Genomic DNA, 15,986 nt, shown 5'->3' with positions numbered 1-15,986 from the left:
TTCGAGACCGGCCGCTGGTTCACCCCCGAGCGTCGACCGGTTCGCCCAGGTCACGGTCCGCACCAACAAGTACTCGGTGCCGGCCCGGCTGATCGGCCGCCGGGTCCGCGTCCTGCTGCACGCCTCCGACCTGGTCATCTACGACGGCCGCACCGAGGTCGCCCGGCACGAGCGGCTACCCGGCAAGTCCGGCACCCGCCTGGAGCTGGACCACTACCTGGAGGTACTGGTCCGCAAGCCCGGAGCGCTGCCCGGGGCGACCGCGCTGGAACAGGCCCGGGCCGCCGGGAAGTTCACCCCGGTCCACGACGCCTGGTGGGCCGCCGCCCGCAAAGCCCACGGCGACACCGCCGGCACCCGGGCGCTGCTGGAGGTCGTGCTGCTGCACCGGCACATGGACAGCGAGCACGTCGTCGCCGGGCTCGCCGCCGCACTGCGGGCCGGAGCACTGACCGCTGATGCGGTCGCGCTGGAGGCACACAAGGCCGCCGACGAGACATCCGGCCGGCCCGGCCGATCCGCCTGGCCCGGCCAGAGCGCGGATCGCGCTGCCTCGCCCGCTGTTACGTCGCTGGCCGCCCGCCGTCTGAACAAGCTGCCGCCCGACAACCGCCCGCTGCCCTCGGTCGCCGCCTATGACCAGCTGCTGCGCCGAAGCCGAACCATCCAGGAAGGAAACGCCAGGCCATGACCTCCAAGCCCCGCCGCGGACTGACCGAGCAGGCCGCCGACGCCGCCATCGACACCGCCTGCCGGATGCTCCGGCTGCCTACCGTCCGCGCCCAGTTTGCCCGTCACCAGCCTCGACACCACCGACGCCATCGAACTTGCCGAACTCCTGCAGTTCATCTCCGACTGGCTCGCCACTGACCCTGCCAGGCTCGCGCCATCATTACAGGCCTACGTCGGCCACCCCGCCTACGACCTGGACGCCCTCCGGGCCGACCTGGAACGCTTCACCTTCCTCCTCGGAGGCAGCGACGGTGAGGACCTCTTCAGTCAGCGCTGACACCGGCCGCAACTGTCGTTCGCCGGCGCGCCGGCGAACGACCACGCCAGGTGCGGTCACTTCTCACGAACATCGATCATGGTTCCCTGCCGAGAGCGCGGTCAGAACTCACGAACATTCGCGGTCACTTCTCACGAACGAAATCACCAGCCTGATGTCACTGGCCAGGCAGGCTATACCCCGCCTGCTGGAGGCGGTCATCATCCCGCTCACCCTGTTCTACACCGCGCTGGCCGCCTTCGGCCTCAACGGCGCCTTGGCCGCTGTGCTCACCTGGGCCTACGGCAGCCTGGCCTGGCGGCGACTCCTCGGCCGGCCCATGTCCGCGAGCATGATCCTGGCCACGGTCGCGATCACCGTCCGCGTCGCGCTGGCGGCCTGGAGCGGCAGCGCCATCGTCTACTTCCTGCAACCCGAGCTGGGCACCATCTGCTTCAGCATGATGTTCCTGGCCTCGATATGGCTGCGCCGTCCGCTGGTCGGCAAGCTGATCGGCGAATACGTCCGGCTGCCCCAGGCCGTCATGGCGCACGAGCGCATCCGCCGCTGCTTCGTCCACCTCACCGTGTTGTGGGCGCTGGTCCTGCTGGCGAACGCCACTGTGAGCATCTGGCTGCTGCTGTCCGCGACGCTCGGCACCTACCTGCTCGTCCGCCCCATCGCCGTCGCAACCATCAGTGTGCTCGCCTTCACCTGCTCGGTGACGCTCTTCCTGCGGGTGCTCCGCCATCTCGACCTTCACCCCAGATCGTCAGGCCGTCCAGCGCCCATTCGCGGGGCTCAAGAGGGAGCTCGTAAAGTAGGTCGGCGATCGCCTGGTCCTTGGAGGTAGCCCAGCGTCCTCGCGTGACGGTGTGGATGCACCACACCGGGTCGCGGATTTCGTTGGGCACGGGCAGGCGGACGACCTTCACGACCTCATACACCGGCTCATACGCCGGGTGGATCGGCTCGCTTCGCTCCGGCATGTGTCCCATCTTCCGCTGCTGGGGCCGGGACGACGGGCGAACTCACCGGCCGGCCGCGCCGATGCCGGCGTCGTGGTCGCGGAACATGCGCAGGACGGTCGCCGCAGAAGGGTGCCGCCCTCTCCGCTTGCCCGTGGTGATGACCAGGCGTGCGGCGATGTCGCGCAGGCTGAGGTTCTGCTCGCGCAGGCCGGCGGCGCGCAGTTGCTCGGCCAGGGCGGCCAGATCGAGGCCGCGGCCGAGCCGCTTGTGCTCGTGCACCACCAGCGTTACCGCCACCCCCGCCGAGCGTAGCTCGCGGGCCAGGCCGACGGCCTTGTCGAGCTCGGGACGGGTGGTGGCGCGGGTGGAGATCTTCTCGGAGAAGACACAGGTGACGCCGGCGGCCTTTGAGCGCGTCGAGCTGGGTGTCCAGGGACTGGCGGACGGTGGAAGCGCGGGCATAGCCGATCCGCACATGGCCCGCCGGCTCGGCGCCGGCCGCAGCCGGGCGGGGCAGCTCGATCCATGCCATGCCCGGCTTCCGGACGGGCGGGGTCGCCACGGCGAGCGCCTTGGCGAGCGCGGGCACGAGCCGGAAGCGGGCGGTGTGGTACTGGACGGCCACCTTGCCCCGGCCGGTTCGGCACGGCGAGCCAGCCGGGGCGGCGCAGGAGGTCATCGGGCAGTCGTGGGCCTCCACACGGAGGTAGTCGTCGTCGCGCACCACGGAAGTGTTTCACTCGGCTACCTGTTTGCATCGACCTATGAAACAGCGTTCGCCCTGGACGAGTCCCGGCTGTGGCGGCGTTTCATAGGTGTTCGCCTATGAAACACCCTAGAACGACTCCTGAAACACGATCCGTGAGCACGACTACAGAGAGCTACCTTGGGGCCAGTCGCGCGTACCCGAGTGGAGGGCCGTCGAGGGTGAGCTCACTGACGCTCGCGTGCCGGACCGTCTTGGTCAGGGACTCGTGCACACCCACCACGCCGGAGTCCCACAGCGCCGCGAAATCACCGCTGCGGGTACGGAGCTCATCGATCAGTGCGGCCAGTCCGGTGTCCTTCGGATAGCGGGCCGACGCCGCCCGCAGGTCGGACACGAAGGCGGCGCGGTGGCCCGTCTCCCTGCTCACCGCCTGGGGGTAGCCGACGGTCGGTGCCACGAAGGACCACCACACCGCATTCCTCCCGAAGCCGTGTGACGCGGGCGGGTCGCCGAACAGCGCGGCCCACAACCGGTTCCACGTGATGAGGTTCCAGGCGGCGTCGTACACGCTCAGCGGTGTGCCCGTCAGCCGATCGAGCAGGCGCTGGACGCCCGCCGGCACATGGTCGGAGATCTGCCCGGGGCCCGGCACCGCCTGACCGGCGAGCACGAAGAGGTGCTCGCGCTCCGCCGTCGTCAGCCGCAACGCCCGGGCCAGCGCGGACAGCACCTGGGGGGACGGATTCGTCGACCTGCTCTGTTCGAGCCGCACGATGTAGTCGACGGACAAGCCGGTGAGCAGGGCGAGCTCCTCACGGCGCAGGCCCGGGGCGCGCCGGCGTCCGTCGTCCGGCAGGCCGGCTTCGGCCGGTTTCGTGCGATCCCGCCAGGCGTGCAACGCCTTGCCGAGATCCGTGGATCCGGTCATCACCCCAGTATGGGCAATCGGCCGTGTCCCGTCGTGGTACTGCGGTTCCACTGGTTACGGCGGGTACTGGTTGATGCCCGCGGGCCCGCGGAAGGTGGACGTACCGGAAGGAGCACGTTCATGAAATATCGCAACCTCGGGCGGACCGGGATCAAGGTCAGCCCCTACGGACTCGGCACGTTGATGTTCGCCAGCCAGATGGGCAACGACCCGGACGAATCGGTCCGGATCATCCACAAGGCGATCGACGCCGGGATCAACCTCATCGACACCGCCGACCGCTACGCCGACTCCGAGGACATCGTCGGAAAAGCTCTCAAGGGCCGCCGCGACGAGGTGGTCCTGGCCACCAAGGTCGGCCTGCCCATGGGCGAGGGCGTCAACCAGCAGGGCGCCTCCCGCCGCTGGATCACCACCGCCGTCGAGAACTCCCTGCGCCGGCTCGGGACCGACCACATCGACATCTATCAGCTCCAGCGGCCCGACCCGGACACCGACCTGGAGGAGACCCTTTCCGTCCTGACCGACCTCGTCCGGGCCGGCAAGGTGCGCGCCATCGGCTCCTCGACCACGCCCGCCTCGATGATCGTCCAGGCCCAGTGGGCAGCCGGACGCGCCGGGCTGCAGCGCTTCCGCACCGAGCAGCCGCCGTACTCGATCCTGAACCGCGGCATCGAACGGGAGGTCCTGCCGCTCGCGCAGGAGTACGGCATGGGCGTCATGGTGTGGGGCCCGTTCGGCCAGGGCCTGCTCACCGGCCGGGTGCGCAAAGGCGGCGAGAACGACCTCAAACGCGTCCAGTTCTCCCGCCATTTGTCCGACGAGCGCCGGATCGACGTCGTCGAACAGCTCGTCCCGCTCGCCGAGGAGGCCGGCCTGCCCATGACGCACCTCGCCATGGCCTTCACCATCGCCCACCCGGGCGTCACCGCCGCGCTCCTCGGCCCGCGCACCATGGGCCACCTCGACGACCTTCTGGCGGGGGCCGACGTCGAGCTGTCCGACGACCTCCTCGACCGGATCGACAAGATCGTCCCGCCGGGCACCGACGTCACCGCGCTCGACCAGGAGTACAAGCCCCCGGCCTTGCTCGACCCCGCTCTCCGCCGTCGTCCCGCCGGACTCCGCTCGGCGGCCTGAGCCCGCAGGCCAGGCGGCGGCCGGCCTGGTCATGCGGTGAGGCGGCCCGCGGTCACGGCGCGCGGGCGGCTAACGCGGCGTGACCAGGCGGGCCTCGTAGGCGGCGATGACGAGCTGGGCGCGGTCGCGGGCGTTGAGCTTGGCCAGCAGACGGCCGATATGCGTCTTCACGGTCCCCGGACTCACCTGGAGCCGCGCGCTGAGCTCGGCGTTGGACAGTCCGTGGGCGACGAGGGTGAGCACCTCGCGCTCCCGGTCCGTCAACGTGTCGAGCCCGTGAAAGGGCTGCTGGACCGGCCGCCGGACGAACTCCGCGATCAGCCTGGTGGTGACGGCCGGCGCGAGCAGCGTCTCACCCGACGCCACCACCCGGATCCCCTTCAGCAGGTCGTCCGGAGGCGCGTCCTTGAGCAGGAACCCGCTGGCACCCGCCCGCAGCGCCGCATAGACATACTCGTCGAGATCGAAGGTGGTCAGGATGAGCACCCGGGTGTCCCCGGCGATCTGCCCGGTCGCGGTGATGCCATCCATCTCGGGCATTCTGACGTCCATGAGCACCACGTCGGGTGACTCCGTACGTGCGAGCGCCACCGCCTCCCGCCCGTCGCCCGCCTCCCCGACCACGGTGAGATCGTCTTCCGAGTCGATCAGCAAGCGGAAACTGCCGCGCAGGAGCGCCTGATCGTCGGCGATGAGCACCCGGATCACGAGCCTCCCCCTGCCGCAGCCACCCCGGTCGAACCCGGCCCGGTCCGCAGACGTCCTCTCCGAAGCCGCCGGCTCCGCTTTCTCCAGCTCACGCTCAAGATCCTCGTCATCCCGTCCATCATGGCCGATCCGCGCCCAGCCCTCCCGCCACGTCGATGCTGCCCGGAACGCCGGCCGTACGTACCTCCCTGCGCCACTGCGTCACGGTGTCGAACGGCCCGCCGTTCGTGCACGCCCGCGCCCCGGTGCTGCGCCTCGTCCCTTCGTCGAAGCCCAGGCAGGTCAAGGGATCTCCCAGGACGCGTGCACGCCGAACCCCGTCCCCGGGAGCGGGCCGGCCTCGAAGGTGCCGCCGTACAGGAGGGTCCGTTCGCGCATCCCCGCCAGCCCGTGCCCACCTGGCCGCCCCGGCAGCACCCGCTGCCCAGGCCCGTCGTCGACCACGGAGATGCGCAACCTCCCATCGGCGACCGCCACGCTGGCCCGGCAGTGAGCGGGAGCGGCGTGCTTGACGACGTTGGTGATCGCCTCTTGGAGAATGCGGTAAACGGCCGGCGCCATGCTGTCGGGCACGGTTTCGTCCACCGACAGATCGACCCGTACGCCGGCCTCCGCCGCCTGGCGGGCCAGGGACGGCAGGTCGGCGAGCCGGGGGAGCGGCGCGCTGCCGGGCGTGCTGCCGGGTTGGCGCAGCACGCCGAGAAGGTGGCGCATCTCCGCGAGTGAGCCGCGCCCGATCTCCTCGATGGCCCGCAACGCCTTGCGCCCTTCCTCCGGATGTTTGTCCAGGACCTTGGCCGCCACTCCCGCCTTGACGGTGATCACGCTCATCGAATGGGCGACGACGTCGTGCAGCTCGCGCGCGATCCGCAAGCGCTCGTCGGCCGCTGCCTGCTCGGCCCGCCTCCTGGCCTCGCCGGCGGCGAACTCGCGGCGGGTGCGCGCCGCCGTGCCGAGACTCCAGCTCGTTCCCATGACCAGCCAGGCCGTGCCGACGATGAAGACGGGATCGGGCCAGCCGTTCGCATATCGTGGTGCGCCCGAGATCGAGACCAGCAGCGAGCTTCCGTTGACGAGCAGGCCCGACACCAGGGCGATCGCCGATCGCCGCACCGGCCGGGCGGTCGCCACCGGGTAGAGGGCCAGGGCCGCCACGGCCGTCGGCAGCAGCCGGTTGGCCTGCAGCGCCAGCACGGCAAGACCGATCAGGAGCGCACCGTAGTAGGCGGGCTCCGGCCAGACCCGCCGCACCGCCACGGGCACCGCGAGCAGCCAGCAGAGCACGGTGGTCCCGGCATTCGTGCTCAGCTCCGGCGCGCTCGCCGTGGACGCCAGCGCGAGCAGCACCGCGACCACGGTGTCGGTCAGGATGAGCAGCCAGGACGGAGGCCGCCGGGCGAGCAGATTCACAGCTCGACGTTATCGAGGAACGGCCGGGGGCGAATCGGAGCACGGGCCATCGGACCAGGGTCGTACTCCGCTCACGTACGCCCGTCCCGTATGACCCTGGTCCGACCCCGAAGATCGGATCCCGCTCCGATGCGCGGCCCGCCGCCGTACAGCATCGTTGCCGCCATGAACCGACGCAGACTCATCGCCCTGTGCCTGGCGGCCTGTCTCGCCGTGCCGCTCGGCGGTATCGCGCTGGCCTCCGCGCAGGTCCACGGCCTCGTGTGGAAGGACTGTGGTGACGGCCTGCGCTGCGCCGAGCTGGTCGTTCCCGTGGACTGGGCCGATCCCGGCGGGCCCAGAACCTCGGTGCACGTGGCCAGACTGCCCGCGACGGGCAAGAGCATCGGGCCGCTGATCGTCAACCTCGGCGGGCCCGGCACCAGCACGTCGATGCTCAGGCGGAAGAGCCAGCCCGACGCTCAGCCGGAGCTGCCCAACCTGCTCGATGAGTTGCAGCGGAGCTTCGACGTCATCGCCATCGATCCGCGCGGCCTCGCGGAGCCCGCGAGCGGCACCAAGGTGAGCTGCGCGGAACCCGACGCCTCCGTCTACGGACTGCTCCTGGCCAGGACGAAGCAGGACTGGGACGCCCACGCCGCCAAGAACGCTGCTCATCAGGCGAGCTGCCGCATCATGGCCAGATCGGCCTGGCGCGGGATGACGGCGTGGAACGTGGCGCACGACATCGACGCCCTGCGCGCCGCACTCGGCCAGGACAAGCTCATCTACGCGGGCAACTCCTACGGCACCGTCTACGCCCAGGCATACCTGGAGCTGTTTCCGCGGCGGGTCGGCCGGATGTACTTCGACGGCACCGCCGATCACACCCAGCAGGAGTTCGAGCCCTGGATCCGCAACTACGCGCTCACGCAGGAGCGCCATCTCACCCGCTTTCGCGACTGGTGCGCCCGCCGCACCGACTGCGCCCTTCGCGGTACGGACGCCGGCCAGGCGTGGGACGAGCTCGTCGCCAGGGTGCGCCGCGCGCCACTGCCGGCGTCGGCCGGACGGACGGTGCACGAGGGGCAGCTGTACGCCGGCGCGATCAAAGGCATGAATCCGGCATTCTGGCCCCAGTTCGCCACCGCCATCCGCAAGGCCCTCGATGGCGACGCCGGCGACTTCCTGGAAGAACTGCTCCCGGATGAGGGCGGCGCATCCGTGAGCCAAGACTCCCTGTGCAACGACTTCATGCCGAAGCTGCCGACGTTCGCGGAGTTCCAGGGCATCGAGGCGAGGCTCCGTGAGATCGCGCCGAGGTTCGGCTGGCTCGAGGGACGCTTCGAGCTCGGGCGGTGCTGGGGGCGCAGCGGGGGCGCGTCCTGGCCGCCGCATCCCTTGCGGGTGCGGGACGTCCCGCCGATCCTCTTCGCGATCGGGGAGCTCGACAACAACACCAACCATCGCGGGCAGGCGCACGTGGCCGGGCAGATCCCGTCCGCGCGTGTCCTGTGGCACGGCGACGGCCACGCGTCGTGGGCGCGAAACAGCTGCCTGCGGCGGCACGTCCGCGCCTACCTGACCATAGGGGAGTTGCCTGCCCCGGGCACGCGCTGCCCGGCCGAGATCATCCAGAAGGTGGGGAAATGATCGAGGTCACAGACCTGACAAAGCTGTACGGCTCCACCCGCGCGGTGTCCGGGCTCACCTTCCGCGTCAAGCCCGGGCAGGTCACCGGCTTCCTCGGGCACAACGGCGCCGGCAAATCCACCACCATGCGCTTGATCCTCGGCCTCCACACTCCCACGGCGGGGAAGGCGTTGATCAACGGCGTCCGCAAACAGGAGCTGCGCGACCCCATGCGCGAGGTCGGCGCCATGCTCGACGCGGCCGAGGTGCAGGGCGGGCGCAGCGCGTTCGCTCACCTCCAGGCGCTGGCGTACGCGGGCGGGATCGGGCGCCGCAGGGTCGTGGCGGTGCTGGAGGAGGTCGGCCTGGCCGGCGCGGCCCGCAAGCGGATCGCCGGATTCTCCCAGGGGATGCGCCAGCGCCTCGGCATCGCGGCGGCACTACTCGGTGACCCGGGCGTGCTCATCCTCGACGAGCCGGTCAACGGCCTCGACCCCGACGGCATCCGCTGGCTCAGGACACTGCTCAGATCCCTGGCCGCCGAGGGGCGCACCGTCCTGCTGTCGAGCCATCTGATGACGGAGATGTCCCTCACCGCCGACCGGCTCATCATCATCGGCCGGGGCCGACTGATCGAGGACACCACGACGGCGGACCTGCTGGCCCGCTTCCAGAGCGGCGTACTGGTCCGATCACCCCACGCGGCCCGCCTGTCCAGGGCGCTCGAAGCGGCCGGCGCGACCATACGCCCGGCTGAGGGCGCCGACGCCGGTGAGGAGCCGGTGCCCGGTAGGCCCGCAGAAGCTGGAGTCGATGTGCGTCCCATACGGGACGTCGGCGCTGGAGCGGGATTGCTGGTGACCGGCCTGACCGCAGCCGCCGTCGGCGACATCGCCCTGGCGAACGGCTGTGGCGTTCACGAGTTGGTGTCGCGTCGGACATCACTGGAGGAAGCCTTCATGGAGATCACCCGATGAGCAACGTCGTCGCATCGGAATGGCTCAAGCTACGCTCGCTCCGAGCCACCTACTACGTCCTGGCCTCCACGCTCTCGGCCCTTGCGCTCACCGGCTTCGCCGCCTACTCGATCTCGCGCTACTTCGACGCCAACGGCCCCGGAGGCGATCCCGTCGGCACGGGTCTCAGCCTCAGCGCCGACATTCCGCCTGTGCTGTTCGGCATGCTGGGCGTGTTCGCCATCTCCGGCGAGTACGCCACCGGCATGATCAGACTCACGCTGACCACGATCCGGAGCCGGTGGACGCTCCTTCTGGCCAAGGCCGCCGTGGTGGCCGCGGTGGCCGCTGTCGCGGGCCAGGTGCTGGCCTTCGCCACCTACTTCACCGCACAGGCCGTGGTGGCCGAACGTCCGATCGGCGCCTCGTTCGCCGAACATGCGGCCCTGGCCGAGGTGCTGACCACCGGCGCCGGCTCCGCTGTCGCCGCGGTGCTGGGGCTGGGTCTGGCCACGGTCCTGCGTTCGACACCAGGAGCGCTCATCGCGCTGGTCGTCCTCCCGCTGTCCCCGACCGTGCTCGAGCGCTTCCTCCCGGCTCCGTGGAACGACTGGATCAGCTCCCTGACGATTCCGTCACTGGCCAGGCAACTGGCCGCCGTACCCGACGCAGGAGCCTTCGGTCCCTCGACGGCCGCCGTCATCCTGGTGGGTTACGTCGTGGTGTCCCTGCTGCTGGCAACCCTGGCGATCAACCACCGCGACGCATGACCGGACCCTTATGGGTGGCCATGTAGGTGGAAGGACGGCTATCACGTACATGGCCGCCCGCCGCTTCGCTTTCGGGCGGCTGTTCCTGCGGCCCCTCGCCATGGTGGCCGAGTCCGAGGCCGGCCTCGGGAACCTGCGCACCCGCGAGGGCATGGCGCCAGCCGAGAAGAACAGCACGCTCAGGGGCAAGCAACCCGAACCGCCCGAACCCGCCAGGTGCTCCCAGCCGCCGCCGATACGCAGAGGGGTGGGTATTTCTGGCCGACCTGGCCGCCGAGTGCAGCGTCGGACGCTTCGGCATCCATCGCGTCATCCACGGGCCAGAGACTCCCAGGCAGGGAGATCACACACGGAAGCCGGCTGCCACGCTCCGCTCAAGATCATTTAAGCGCCAACGGTTGTCCCTGGGTTCCAATTGATCGCTATTGCATCTGATGCGATCTCGTATCATTCGACACGCGGGCGCGGGCAGAGCCACAAGGCCGGTCAGCGAGCCAAGCCCGCCTCACGTTCGGCAAGATATTCGTCGAGCAGGTTCAAGAGTACGTCGATGACGAGTCGTTCTTGTTCTTGGGGTAGGTCCCAGTGATCCCAACCGTCAGGAAGGGCGATGTGGCGAACATGTCCTGACCAGCCGTGATTGCAGGTCTGGCCGCGCTTGGCGATGAGCCAGTCCGTCCAGTCGCGCAGGCCTGGGCCGCCATGGCGCAGGGCGTGCTGGTCGTAGCCGTCGAGGAACGCTTCCAGCCGGTCAAGTCGGCCACCGATCACAAACATCGGTAACCGGCGTCTGACGTTCGCGAAGTACTCACGTTCACTCGTATCGGCCAGGCTCTTGGTCACCGGATCATGCTTTCACCTGCACGCATGCCACGTTGATTACTTCTGATGAAAGATCCCTTCGCAGGACAACTAGGCCGACCCGGCAAGCGGGCGTTCACCCGCGATGAGCTCCGGGTGTTATTCGACTACGCCGACGACCAGGACCACCGGGTCAGTGGCACGGGTCGCAAGGGCTGGCTGTCGGCATTCCGCGACGCGACGTTGTTCAAGACCGCCCATGCCTACGGGCTGCGCCGCCGCGAGGATCGGATGCTGGACCTGGTCGACTTCAGCCCGAATTCGCACGCGCCGATCTTCGGAGGCTTCGACGTCTGCTCGCCCGCTGGGGCAAGGCGATGAAGGATTCACCGCCCAAGCGCCGCAGCGTTCTGACAGTTGGTCCCCGCGACGTGTCGGCGGGATGGACCGCACGTCGACATCTTCGACCAGTAGGTCACCGAAGTCCGGCCTGGGTTCGCCCAGGCGGCCGTCTCGCCGGCGTTCTGGCCTTCAGAGCGCAGCTCGCGGATCGGGTTCTCCTAGATCAACACCCGCTTCGCCACCTACCGTGACGCGCTTGGCCTCAACCCAGGCCTGGATTTCCACTCCTCCCGCCGCTCCTACCTCACCCACCTCATCGAGGACGGCTAGGCACCGATGAAACGCCAGGTCAGCTGCCAGTGGCGGCTCCACGAGACCATGGCATGTTCACCGCAACCAACCTCCCCAGCCTCTCGCCGACCGCGGCATCACCTTGTCCTCGGTCCAGATCTGGCGGCTGGTCACCCACATCCCCGACGGCTCTCCATGCCGGTTCTCGCCGCGCTCTGCGACACCTCCGACGGCACCCCCGCCGACCCCATCGCCACCAAAGCCGAAAACGCCGCACCGCGCCGCACTGCCACCGGCGACATCAGCCCGGCGGCCCGGATCGCGCCGATCAGACCCAAGCGCGCCTGGATCCGCCCCGACCAATGAGCCCGCTCTCGCCAGAGCGCTACGAGCGCAATCACATCCGCGACTGCGCCCGCTGCGGCCGCCACGCTGCCAAGGCCGCGAACTGGTCCGATGGGCCGATTTGCCAGACCTGCCGGCAAAGGCCGAGAACACCCACGGTACCTACCCCGCCTGCAGGACTGACCGTCTTCGGCCCGGTCGCAGCGTAACGGCGAGGCGATCTACCGGGATTGTGCTGGCATCACCCGTCGTTCTCCTGCTCCCGCTGCGGACACGAAGGTCAGCCTTATGTCTCTGCATCGGATGCACCCTGGCCCTCCACCTGCTTCCGAACTGGAGAACCATCGTGCACCTGCGCGACCTGCTCATGGCCAGCGGCCCTGCCCTTGGTCGGCACGTAGATCCTTCACCACGAGACCTGGCTCGCCCAGCGCTACGCCGAACTCGCCGATGACCCCCACCTGCGGCCCTGCGCGCCTTCGCCACCTGGCCTCAGTTACCACGCATGCGCGCCCGCGCGGCGGCCAGTCCTCTGACCCCAGGCGCCCGCAGTTCCGCCGGCGAACAGTTCAAGGCCGCCCACGGCTTCCAAGTCCCGCCACCAGCATCTGGCCGGTCTCGGCCGCCACACCCGCCTGGGCGAGGCGATCTTCGCCCGCATCACCGCCGAGCACGACCCCGCCAATCGGCGCCGCTGTGCCCGCTGACCGCTGCACAATCCCTCCACAGGGCTTCGGCTCCGACACTCTGACCAGCGGTTCAGCGCTCGACTAGCCTTGTTTCTCTTGCTCGGTCCGGCCCTCGGCAGGAGTCTCGGGCTCGGGCTGATCAGATTGGCGGCGGGACTGCTGTTCGTGCAGGAGTGCCTGGGCGACGGCGGCGGCCGTGACGGCCTCTTCGCGTTGCCGCTGGGCGTTCTTCAGCGTGCTCGCGAGGCCGGCGAGTTCGTCCCGCAGGCGTTCTGTCTCGCTGAGGGACGAGGCTCTGGCCTGGTCGGCGAGGGTGCGGGCCTGGTCGGCCACGGCGGCCGCGGTGACAGCCTGTTCGCGCTGCTGCTGTTCGGCGGTGAGTGCCTGGCGTAGCCGGTCGATCTCCTCGGCGTGGGCCCCGGCCGTGCCCCGAGCCTGGTCGCGTTCCTGCTCGGCCTTCCGGGTCTGAGCTTCCTGCTCCTGCATCTGGCGGCGAAGGCTGGCGAGTTCGCGTCGCTCCTTCTCGGCCTGCTGCTCCAGTTCGGTGATGCGGGCGGTCGCCGCGGCGTGTTGGTCGGTGAGTTCGGCGGTTCGCCGGCGGGCGGCGTCACGATCGTGCTCGGCCTGACGCTGCCGGTCGGCGGCTTCGGTGGCGAGTCGCTCGGCCTGGGTGCGCGCGTTCTGGTGCTCGCCGACCTGGCGCCAGGCGTCCTGTTCCCGTTCCTCGGCACGGTCGCGGGCGGTCTCGGCCTGCGACCTGGCCTGTTCGGCGGCGGCGGTCCGGTTGGCGGCGGTGTCGATCGCGGCCGCGGCGCGCCGCTCAGCCGCCGCGGCGGCGGCCCGCGCCTCGCCGGCCGCGCCCCTTGCCTCCTCGGCGGCGTGCTCGGCGGCCTCGACCTGGGCAAGCGCACCGGCGCTGAGTTCGGTCAACTGGGTACGCAGCGCGTCCTGGGCGGCCTGCCACTGCTCACCGGCGGACAGCAGCGGGCCGAGCAGGTCCTGGACGCGCAGCAGGGCGTTGGCGACGGGGGCCGCGTGGGCGGTGGTGCGCACCCGGTAGGCGGCGGCGCGGCAGGCGTCACTGCAGTACTTGGCGCGGCTGCTGCGACCGGGCAACGCCTTGGCGCAACCCGGCCCGGCGCATCGCGGCGCATCTTCCAGAGGGTCGGTCGTGTTTTCGGCGGTCGTCGTTTGACCGGCTGCGTCGCCGGTCGTGCCGGCAACTGTCTCGCCGGTCGTCTCTGCAGGGGTCTCTGGGGCCGCGGTGCGCTGATCTTCTGCCACGAGAGACAGGTTAGCGTTCGCATCGTTCGAACGCAGCTGTTTCGTACGTTCGCAAACGGAAAGCTGAAGTAACGCTAACCCGTGATAACCTTCCTTATCGTGGGTCAGATCGAGAGCCCGGAGCGAGGCAGGGGGACAGGCGTGGGTGACGGTGAGTGGATGCTTCCGGCTGCAGCGACGAGGGAGCGGGGGCCGGGTGACGCGCTTCCCGAGAACGCGGACGCGCACACCGCCGCCGACTACACCCTCAGCCCCCGCACCCAGGCCCTGATCGCCGACGGCGTTCCGGCCAACACCCGCCGCGCCTACACCCGGCAATGGGCCGCCTTCACCGCCTGGTGCGCGCGAAACGGCCGCATCGCGCTGCCCGCCACCGCACACACCCTGGCCGAGTACGCCTCCGGCCTCTGCGCGGCCGACCAAGCCCCGGCCAGTATCGAGCAGGCCATCGCCGCCGTACGCACGATGCACCGCCTGGCCGGCCACACCGGGCAACCCGCCACCGAATCGGCCCGCCTGGCGCTGCGCGCCTACAAGCGCCGCCGCGCCGAAGCCGGCGGGCGCGGCCAGCGCGAGGCACCGCCCATCACCATCGACGCGCTGCGCGCCATGGTGAGCGCCTGCAACCTCGGCACCCCCGCAGGCCGCCGCGACCGGCTCCTGCTGGTGCTCGGCCTGGCCCTCATGGGTCGGCGCAGCGAGCTCGTCGCGCTCACCCGAGAGGACGTACGCGAGGTCGCCGACGGGCTGGAGGTCACCATCCGCACCTCCAAGACCGACAAGGACTCCGCCGGCGAGACCATCGCCATCCCGCGCGGCACCCATCCGCTGACCGACCCCGTCGCCGCCTGGCGCGACTGGCTCCAGGTGCTCGACCAGGCCGGGCACACCTCAGGTCGGCTGCTGCGCCGCATCGACCGGCACGGCACGATCGGACCCTCGCTCGGCGCCGACGCCGTCAACGTCATCGTCCGTGCCCTCGCCGTACGCGCCGGCGTTCCCTCGGCGGAGAACGTCACCGCGCACAGCCTGCGCGCCGGCGGCGCCACCGTCGCCTACGCCGCGGGCGTCCCCGTCGCGGTCATCGCCAAGCACGGCCGCTGGGCCCCCGCCTCACCCGTCGTCCTGCGCTACATCCGCGCCGTCGACCGCTGGCGCGACAACGCCATGCGCAACGTCGGGCTCTGACCGCGGTCCCGCGCTGGAACCCGCGACGTGGCTCACGTCCTCGGTGTGAGACCGGAAGACGAGCGAAGCGGGCCACGATCCGGTTCCATCGCTGATATAGGCTGGTGTGTCTAGGCCTGATCGGGATCGTTAGGGATTGCCACTCTGGTGGCCCCGCTGATCGTCGAGGTATGTATTGACGTCGATCGACCGAGCCGGGGCCGTGGCGGAGAAGGGCCTTGCCGCCGTGTGGCGCCGACCTCAACAGCGGCTTTGGGCCTGTACGACCGGTCGGGTCGGACGATCGAGCGTCATCGCGGGTTACTTCTCACCACCACGGTGAAGTGCACCTTGTTTCCCCGCCGACGATTCTTCCGCAGGCTCGGAAAACGTATCTGGAGTCATTGTAATTGACCTTCTTGGCTGCGCTTGTGTTGGGCAGGCCGTCACCTTGAACGGTGAAAGGCCCGCATTGGATATGGCCATTGCCGCTGGTGGTGCTCCAGTCCATCCAGACCAGGTCACCTCGCTTGGTCGATCCAGAGATCTTGGCGAACCCGTGATCTCCGCTAGCCCCGCTTACGGTCGAGACCAGCAGTTGCACCCTCCTGCCGCCACCTAAATCGACAGTGTCCTTTTGGCTGCCGGACTTGTTGTAAGGGATGCTGACGAAATTGTAGGTGGTGCAGTCCTGAATGGTTGCCTGCGCCGGAGCGACGGCAATGCCTCCGAGCATGCCGGCGGTGATGATTCCCGCTGCTGCCGTACGGGACAGGACTCTGTCGATCGAACTCATGGTTCCCCTTCTCCTTGGCGGTTCGCTGAATGCGCACCTCTCGATGCCCCCGGTTCGGGAACGCTTTCTTCCAAGGCCAG

The 15,986-nt window shown here is 69.7% G+C and carries 17 protein-coding genes and 2 pseudogenes; 10 read left to right on the top strand and 9 right to left on the bottom strand.

The features are described from left to right. Nucleotides 1-40: 40 nt before the first annotated feature. The 3 genes and pseudogenes from B0I32_RS61845 to B0I32_RS39995 form a co-directional block, all read left to right on the top strand. A pseudogene (locus B0I32_RS61845) lies at nucleotides 41-691 on the top strand (Mu transposase domain-containing protein); the annotation flags it as partial. A 96-nt stretch (nucleotides 692-787) separates the two neighbouring features. Beyond that, nucleotides 788-1,009, top strand: a complete 222-nt coding sequence (locus B0I32_RS40000) for a hypothetical protein (protein ID WP_106248590.1) — start codon at nucleotides 788-790, stop codon at nucleotides 1,007-1,009. Between the two features lie 154 nt (nucleotides 1,010-1,163). Continuing rightward, nucleotides 1,164-1,841, top strand: a complete 678-nt coding sequence (locus B0I32_RS39995) for a VC0807 family protein (RefSeq protein WP_106248589.1) — start codon at nucleotides 1,164-1,166, stop codon at nucleotides 1,839-1,841. A gap of 178 nt (nucleotides 1,842-2,019) precedes the next feature. Here the strand turns inward: B0I32_RS39995 and B0I32_RS59185 are convergent, their stop codons facing one another. The 3 genes and pseudogenes from B0I32_RS59185 to B0I32_RS39985 form a co-directional block, all read right to left on the bottom strand. Further along, nucleotides 2,020-2,421 (bottom strand): recombinase family protein, encoded by a 402-nt coding sequence (locus tag B0I32_RS59185; protein WP_219912255.1) that lies wholly within the window; start codon nucleotides 2,419-2,421, stop codon nucleotides 2,020-2,022. A gap of 100 nt (nucleotides 2,422-2,521) precedes the next feature. Continuing rightward, nucleotides 2,522-2,683, bottom strand: a pseudogene (locus B0I32_RS61840) (zinc finger domain-containing protein); the annotation flags it as partial. 157 nt (nucleotides 2,684-2,840) lie between these two features. Continuing rightward, a complete protein-coding gene (locus tag B0I32_RS39985) occupies nucleotides 2,841-3,596 on the bottom strand; it encodes a helix-turn-helix domain-containing protein (protein WP_106248587.1) in 756 nt (251 codons plus the stop codon). 120 nt (nucleotides 3,597-3,716) lie between these two features. Between B0I32_RS39985 and B0I32_RS39980 the strand changes: the two genes are divergently transcribed. Then, nucleotides 3,717-4,736, top strand: a complete 1,020-nt coding sequence (locus B0I32_RS39980; RefSeq protein ID WP_106248586.1) for an aldo/keto reductase — start codon at nucleotides 3,717-3,719, stop codon at nucleotides 4,734-4,736. A gap of 69 nt (nucleotides 4,737-4,805) precedes the next feature. On the opposite strand, the gene B0I32_RS39975 is transcribed toward B0I32_RS39980, so the two are convergent. The 3 genes from B0I32_RS39975 to B0I32_RS58205 form a co-directional block, all read right to left on the bottom strand. After that, the gene (locus B0I32_RS39975) at nucleotides 4,806-5,444 is read right to left on the bottom strand and encodes a response regulator (protein ID WP_106248584.1); all 639 of its coding nucleotides are present in this window, start codon (nucleotides 5,442-5,444) and stop codon (nucleotides 4,806-4,808) included. Between the two features lie 118 nt (nucleotides 5,445-5,562). After that, nucleotides 5,563-5,730 carry a hypothetical protein gene (locus B0I32_RS58210; protein ID WP_181308315.1) on the bottom strand — a complete coding sequence of 56 codons (168 nt, stop codon included), beginning with the start codon at nucleotides 5,728-5,730 and terminating at the stop codon, nucleotides 5,563-5,565. Next, complete coding sequence (locus B0I32_RS58205) at nucleotides 5,727-6,854, bottom strand: sensor histidine kinase (protein WP_181308313.1); 1,128 nt, start codon at nucleotides 6,852-6,854, stop codon at nucleotides 5,727-5,729. Before B0I32_RS58205 ends, B0I32_RS58210 begins: the two co-directional genes overlap by 4 nt. A 165-nt stretch (nucleotides 6,855-7,019) precedes the next feature. On the opposite strand from B0I32_RS58205, the gene B0I32_RS58200 reads away from it, so the two are divergent. From B0I32_RS58200 to B0I32_RS39955, 3 genes are read left to right on the top strand one after another with little or no spacing between them, the layout of a single operon-like run. Further along, nucleotides 7,020-8,486, top strand: a complete 1,467-nt coding sequence (locus B0I32_RS58200; RefSeq protein WP_181308311.1) for an alpha/beta fold hydrolase — start codon at nucleotides 7,020-7,022, stop codon at nucleotides 8,484-8,486. Further along, the gene (locus B0I32_RS39960; protein ID WP_106248579.1) at nucleotides 8,483-9,442 is read left to right on the top strand and encodes an ATP-binding cassette domain-containing protein; all 960 of its coding nucleotides are present in this window, start codon (nucleotides 8,483-8,485) and stop codon (nucleotides 9,440-9,442) included. Before B0I32_RS58200 ends, B0I32_RS39960 begins: the two co-directional genes overlap by 4 nt. Continuing rightward, a complete protein-coding gene (locus B0I32_RS39955; RefSeq protein ID WP_106248577.1) occupies nucleotides 9,439-10,191 on the top strand; it encodes an ABC transporter permease subunit in 753 nt (250 codons plus the stop codon). Before B0I32_RS39960 ends, B0I32_RS39955 begins: the two co-directional genes overlap by 4 nt. 486 nt (nucleotides 10,192-10,677) lie before the next feature. On the opposite strand, the gene B0I32_RS39945 is transcribed toward B0I32_RS39955, so the two are convergent. Further along, entirely contained in the window at nucleotides 10,678-11,034 is a 357-nt protein-coding gene (locus B0I32_RS39945) for a hypothetical protein (RefSeq protein WP_106248576.1), read from the bottom strand. A gap of 45 nt (nucleotides 11,035-11,079) precedes the next feature. On the opposite strand from B0I32_RS39945, the gene B0I32_RS39940 reads away from it, so the two are divergent. After that, entirely contained in the window at nucleotides 11,080-11,373 is a 294-nt protein-coding gene (locus B0I32_RS39940) for a hypothetical protein (protein ID WP_146178486.1), read from the top strand. 447 nt (nucleotides 11,374-11,820) lie between these two features. Continuing rightward, on the top strand, nucleotides 11,821-11,991 hold the full coding sequence (locus B0I32_RS59180) for a hypothetical protein (protein ID WP_219912254.1): 171 nt from the start codon (nucleotides 11,821-11,823) through the stop codon (nucleotides 11,989-11,991). 749 nt (nucleotides 11,992-12,740) lie between these two features. Here the strand turns inward: B0I32_RS59180 and B0I32_RS39925 are convergent. Then, nucleotides 12,741-13,775 (bottom strand): coiled-coil domain-containing protein, encoded by a 1,035-nt coding sequence (locus B0I32_RS39925; RefSeq protein ID WP_106248571.1) that lies wholly within the window; start codon nucleotides 13,773-13,775, stop codon nucleotides 12,741-12,743. Between the two features lie 327 nt (nucleotides 13,776-14,102). On the opposite strand from B0I32_RS39925, the gene B0I32_RS56850 reads away from it, so the two are divergent. Then, nucleotides 14,103-15,131 carry a tyrosine-type recombinase/integrase gene (locus B0I32_RS56850; RefSeq protein ID WP_146178485.1) on the top strand — a complete coding sequence of 343 codons (1,029 nt, stop codon included), beginning with the start codon at nucleotides 14,103-14,105 and terminating at the stop codon, nucleotides 15,129-15,131. Nucleotides 15,132-15,438: 307 nt separating this feature from the next. Here the strand turns inward: B0I32_RS56850 and B0I32_RS56845 are convergent, their stop codons facing one another. Further along, a complete protein-coding gene (locus B0I32_RS56845) occupies nucleotides 15,439-15,906 on the bottom strand; it encodes a hypothetical protein (protein WP_146178484.1) in 468 nt (155 codons plus the stop codon). Nucleotides 15,907-15,986: the final 80 nt, after the last annotated feature.

This window comes from Nonomuraea fuscirosea, assembly GCF_003001935.1.
Lineage (GTDB): Bacteria > Actinomycetota > Actinomycetes > Streptosporangiales > Streptosporangiaceae > Nonomuraea > Nonomuraea fuscirosea.
This window is presented reverse-complemented; position numbering and strand designations above follow the sequence as displayed.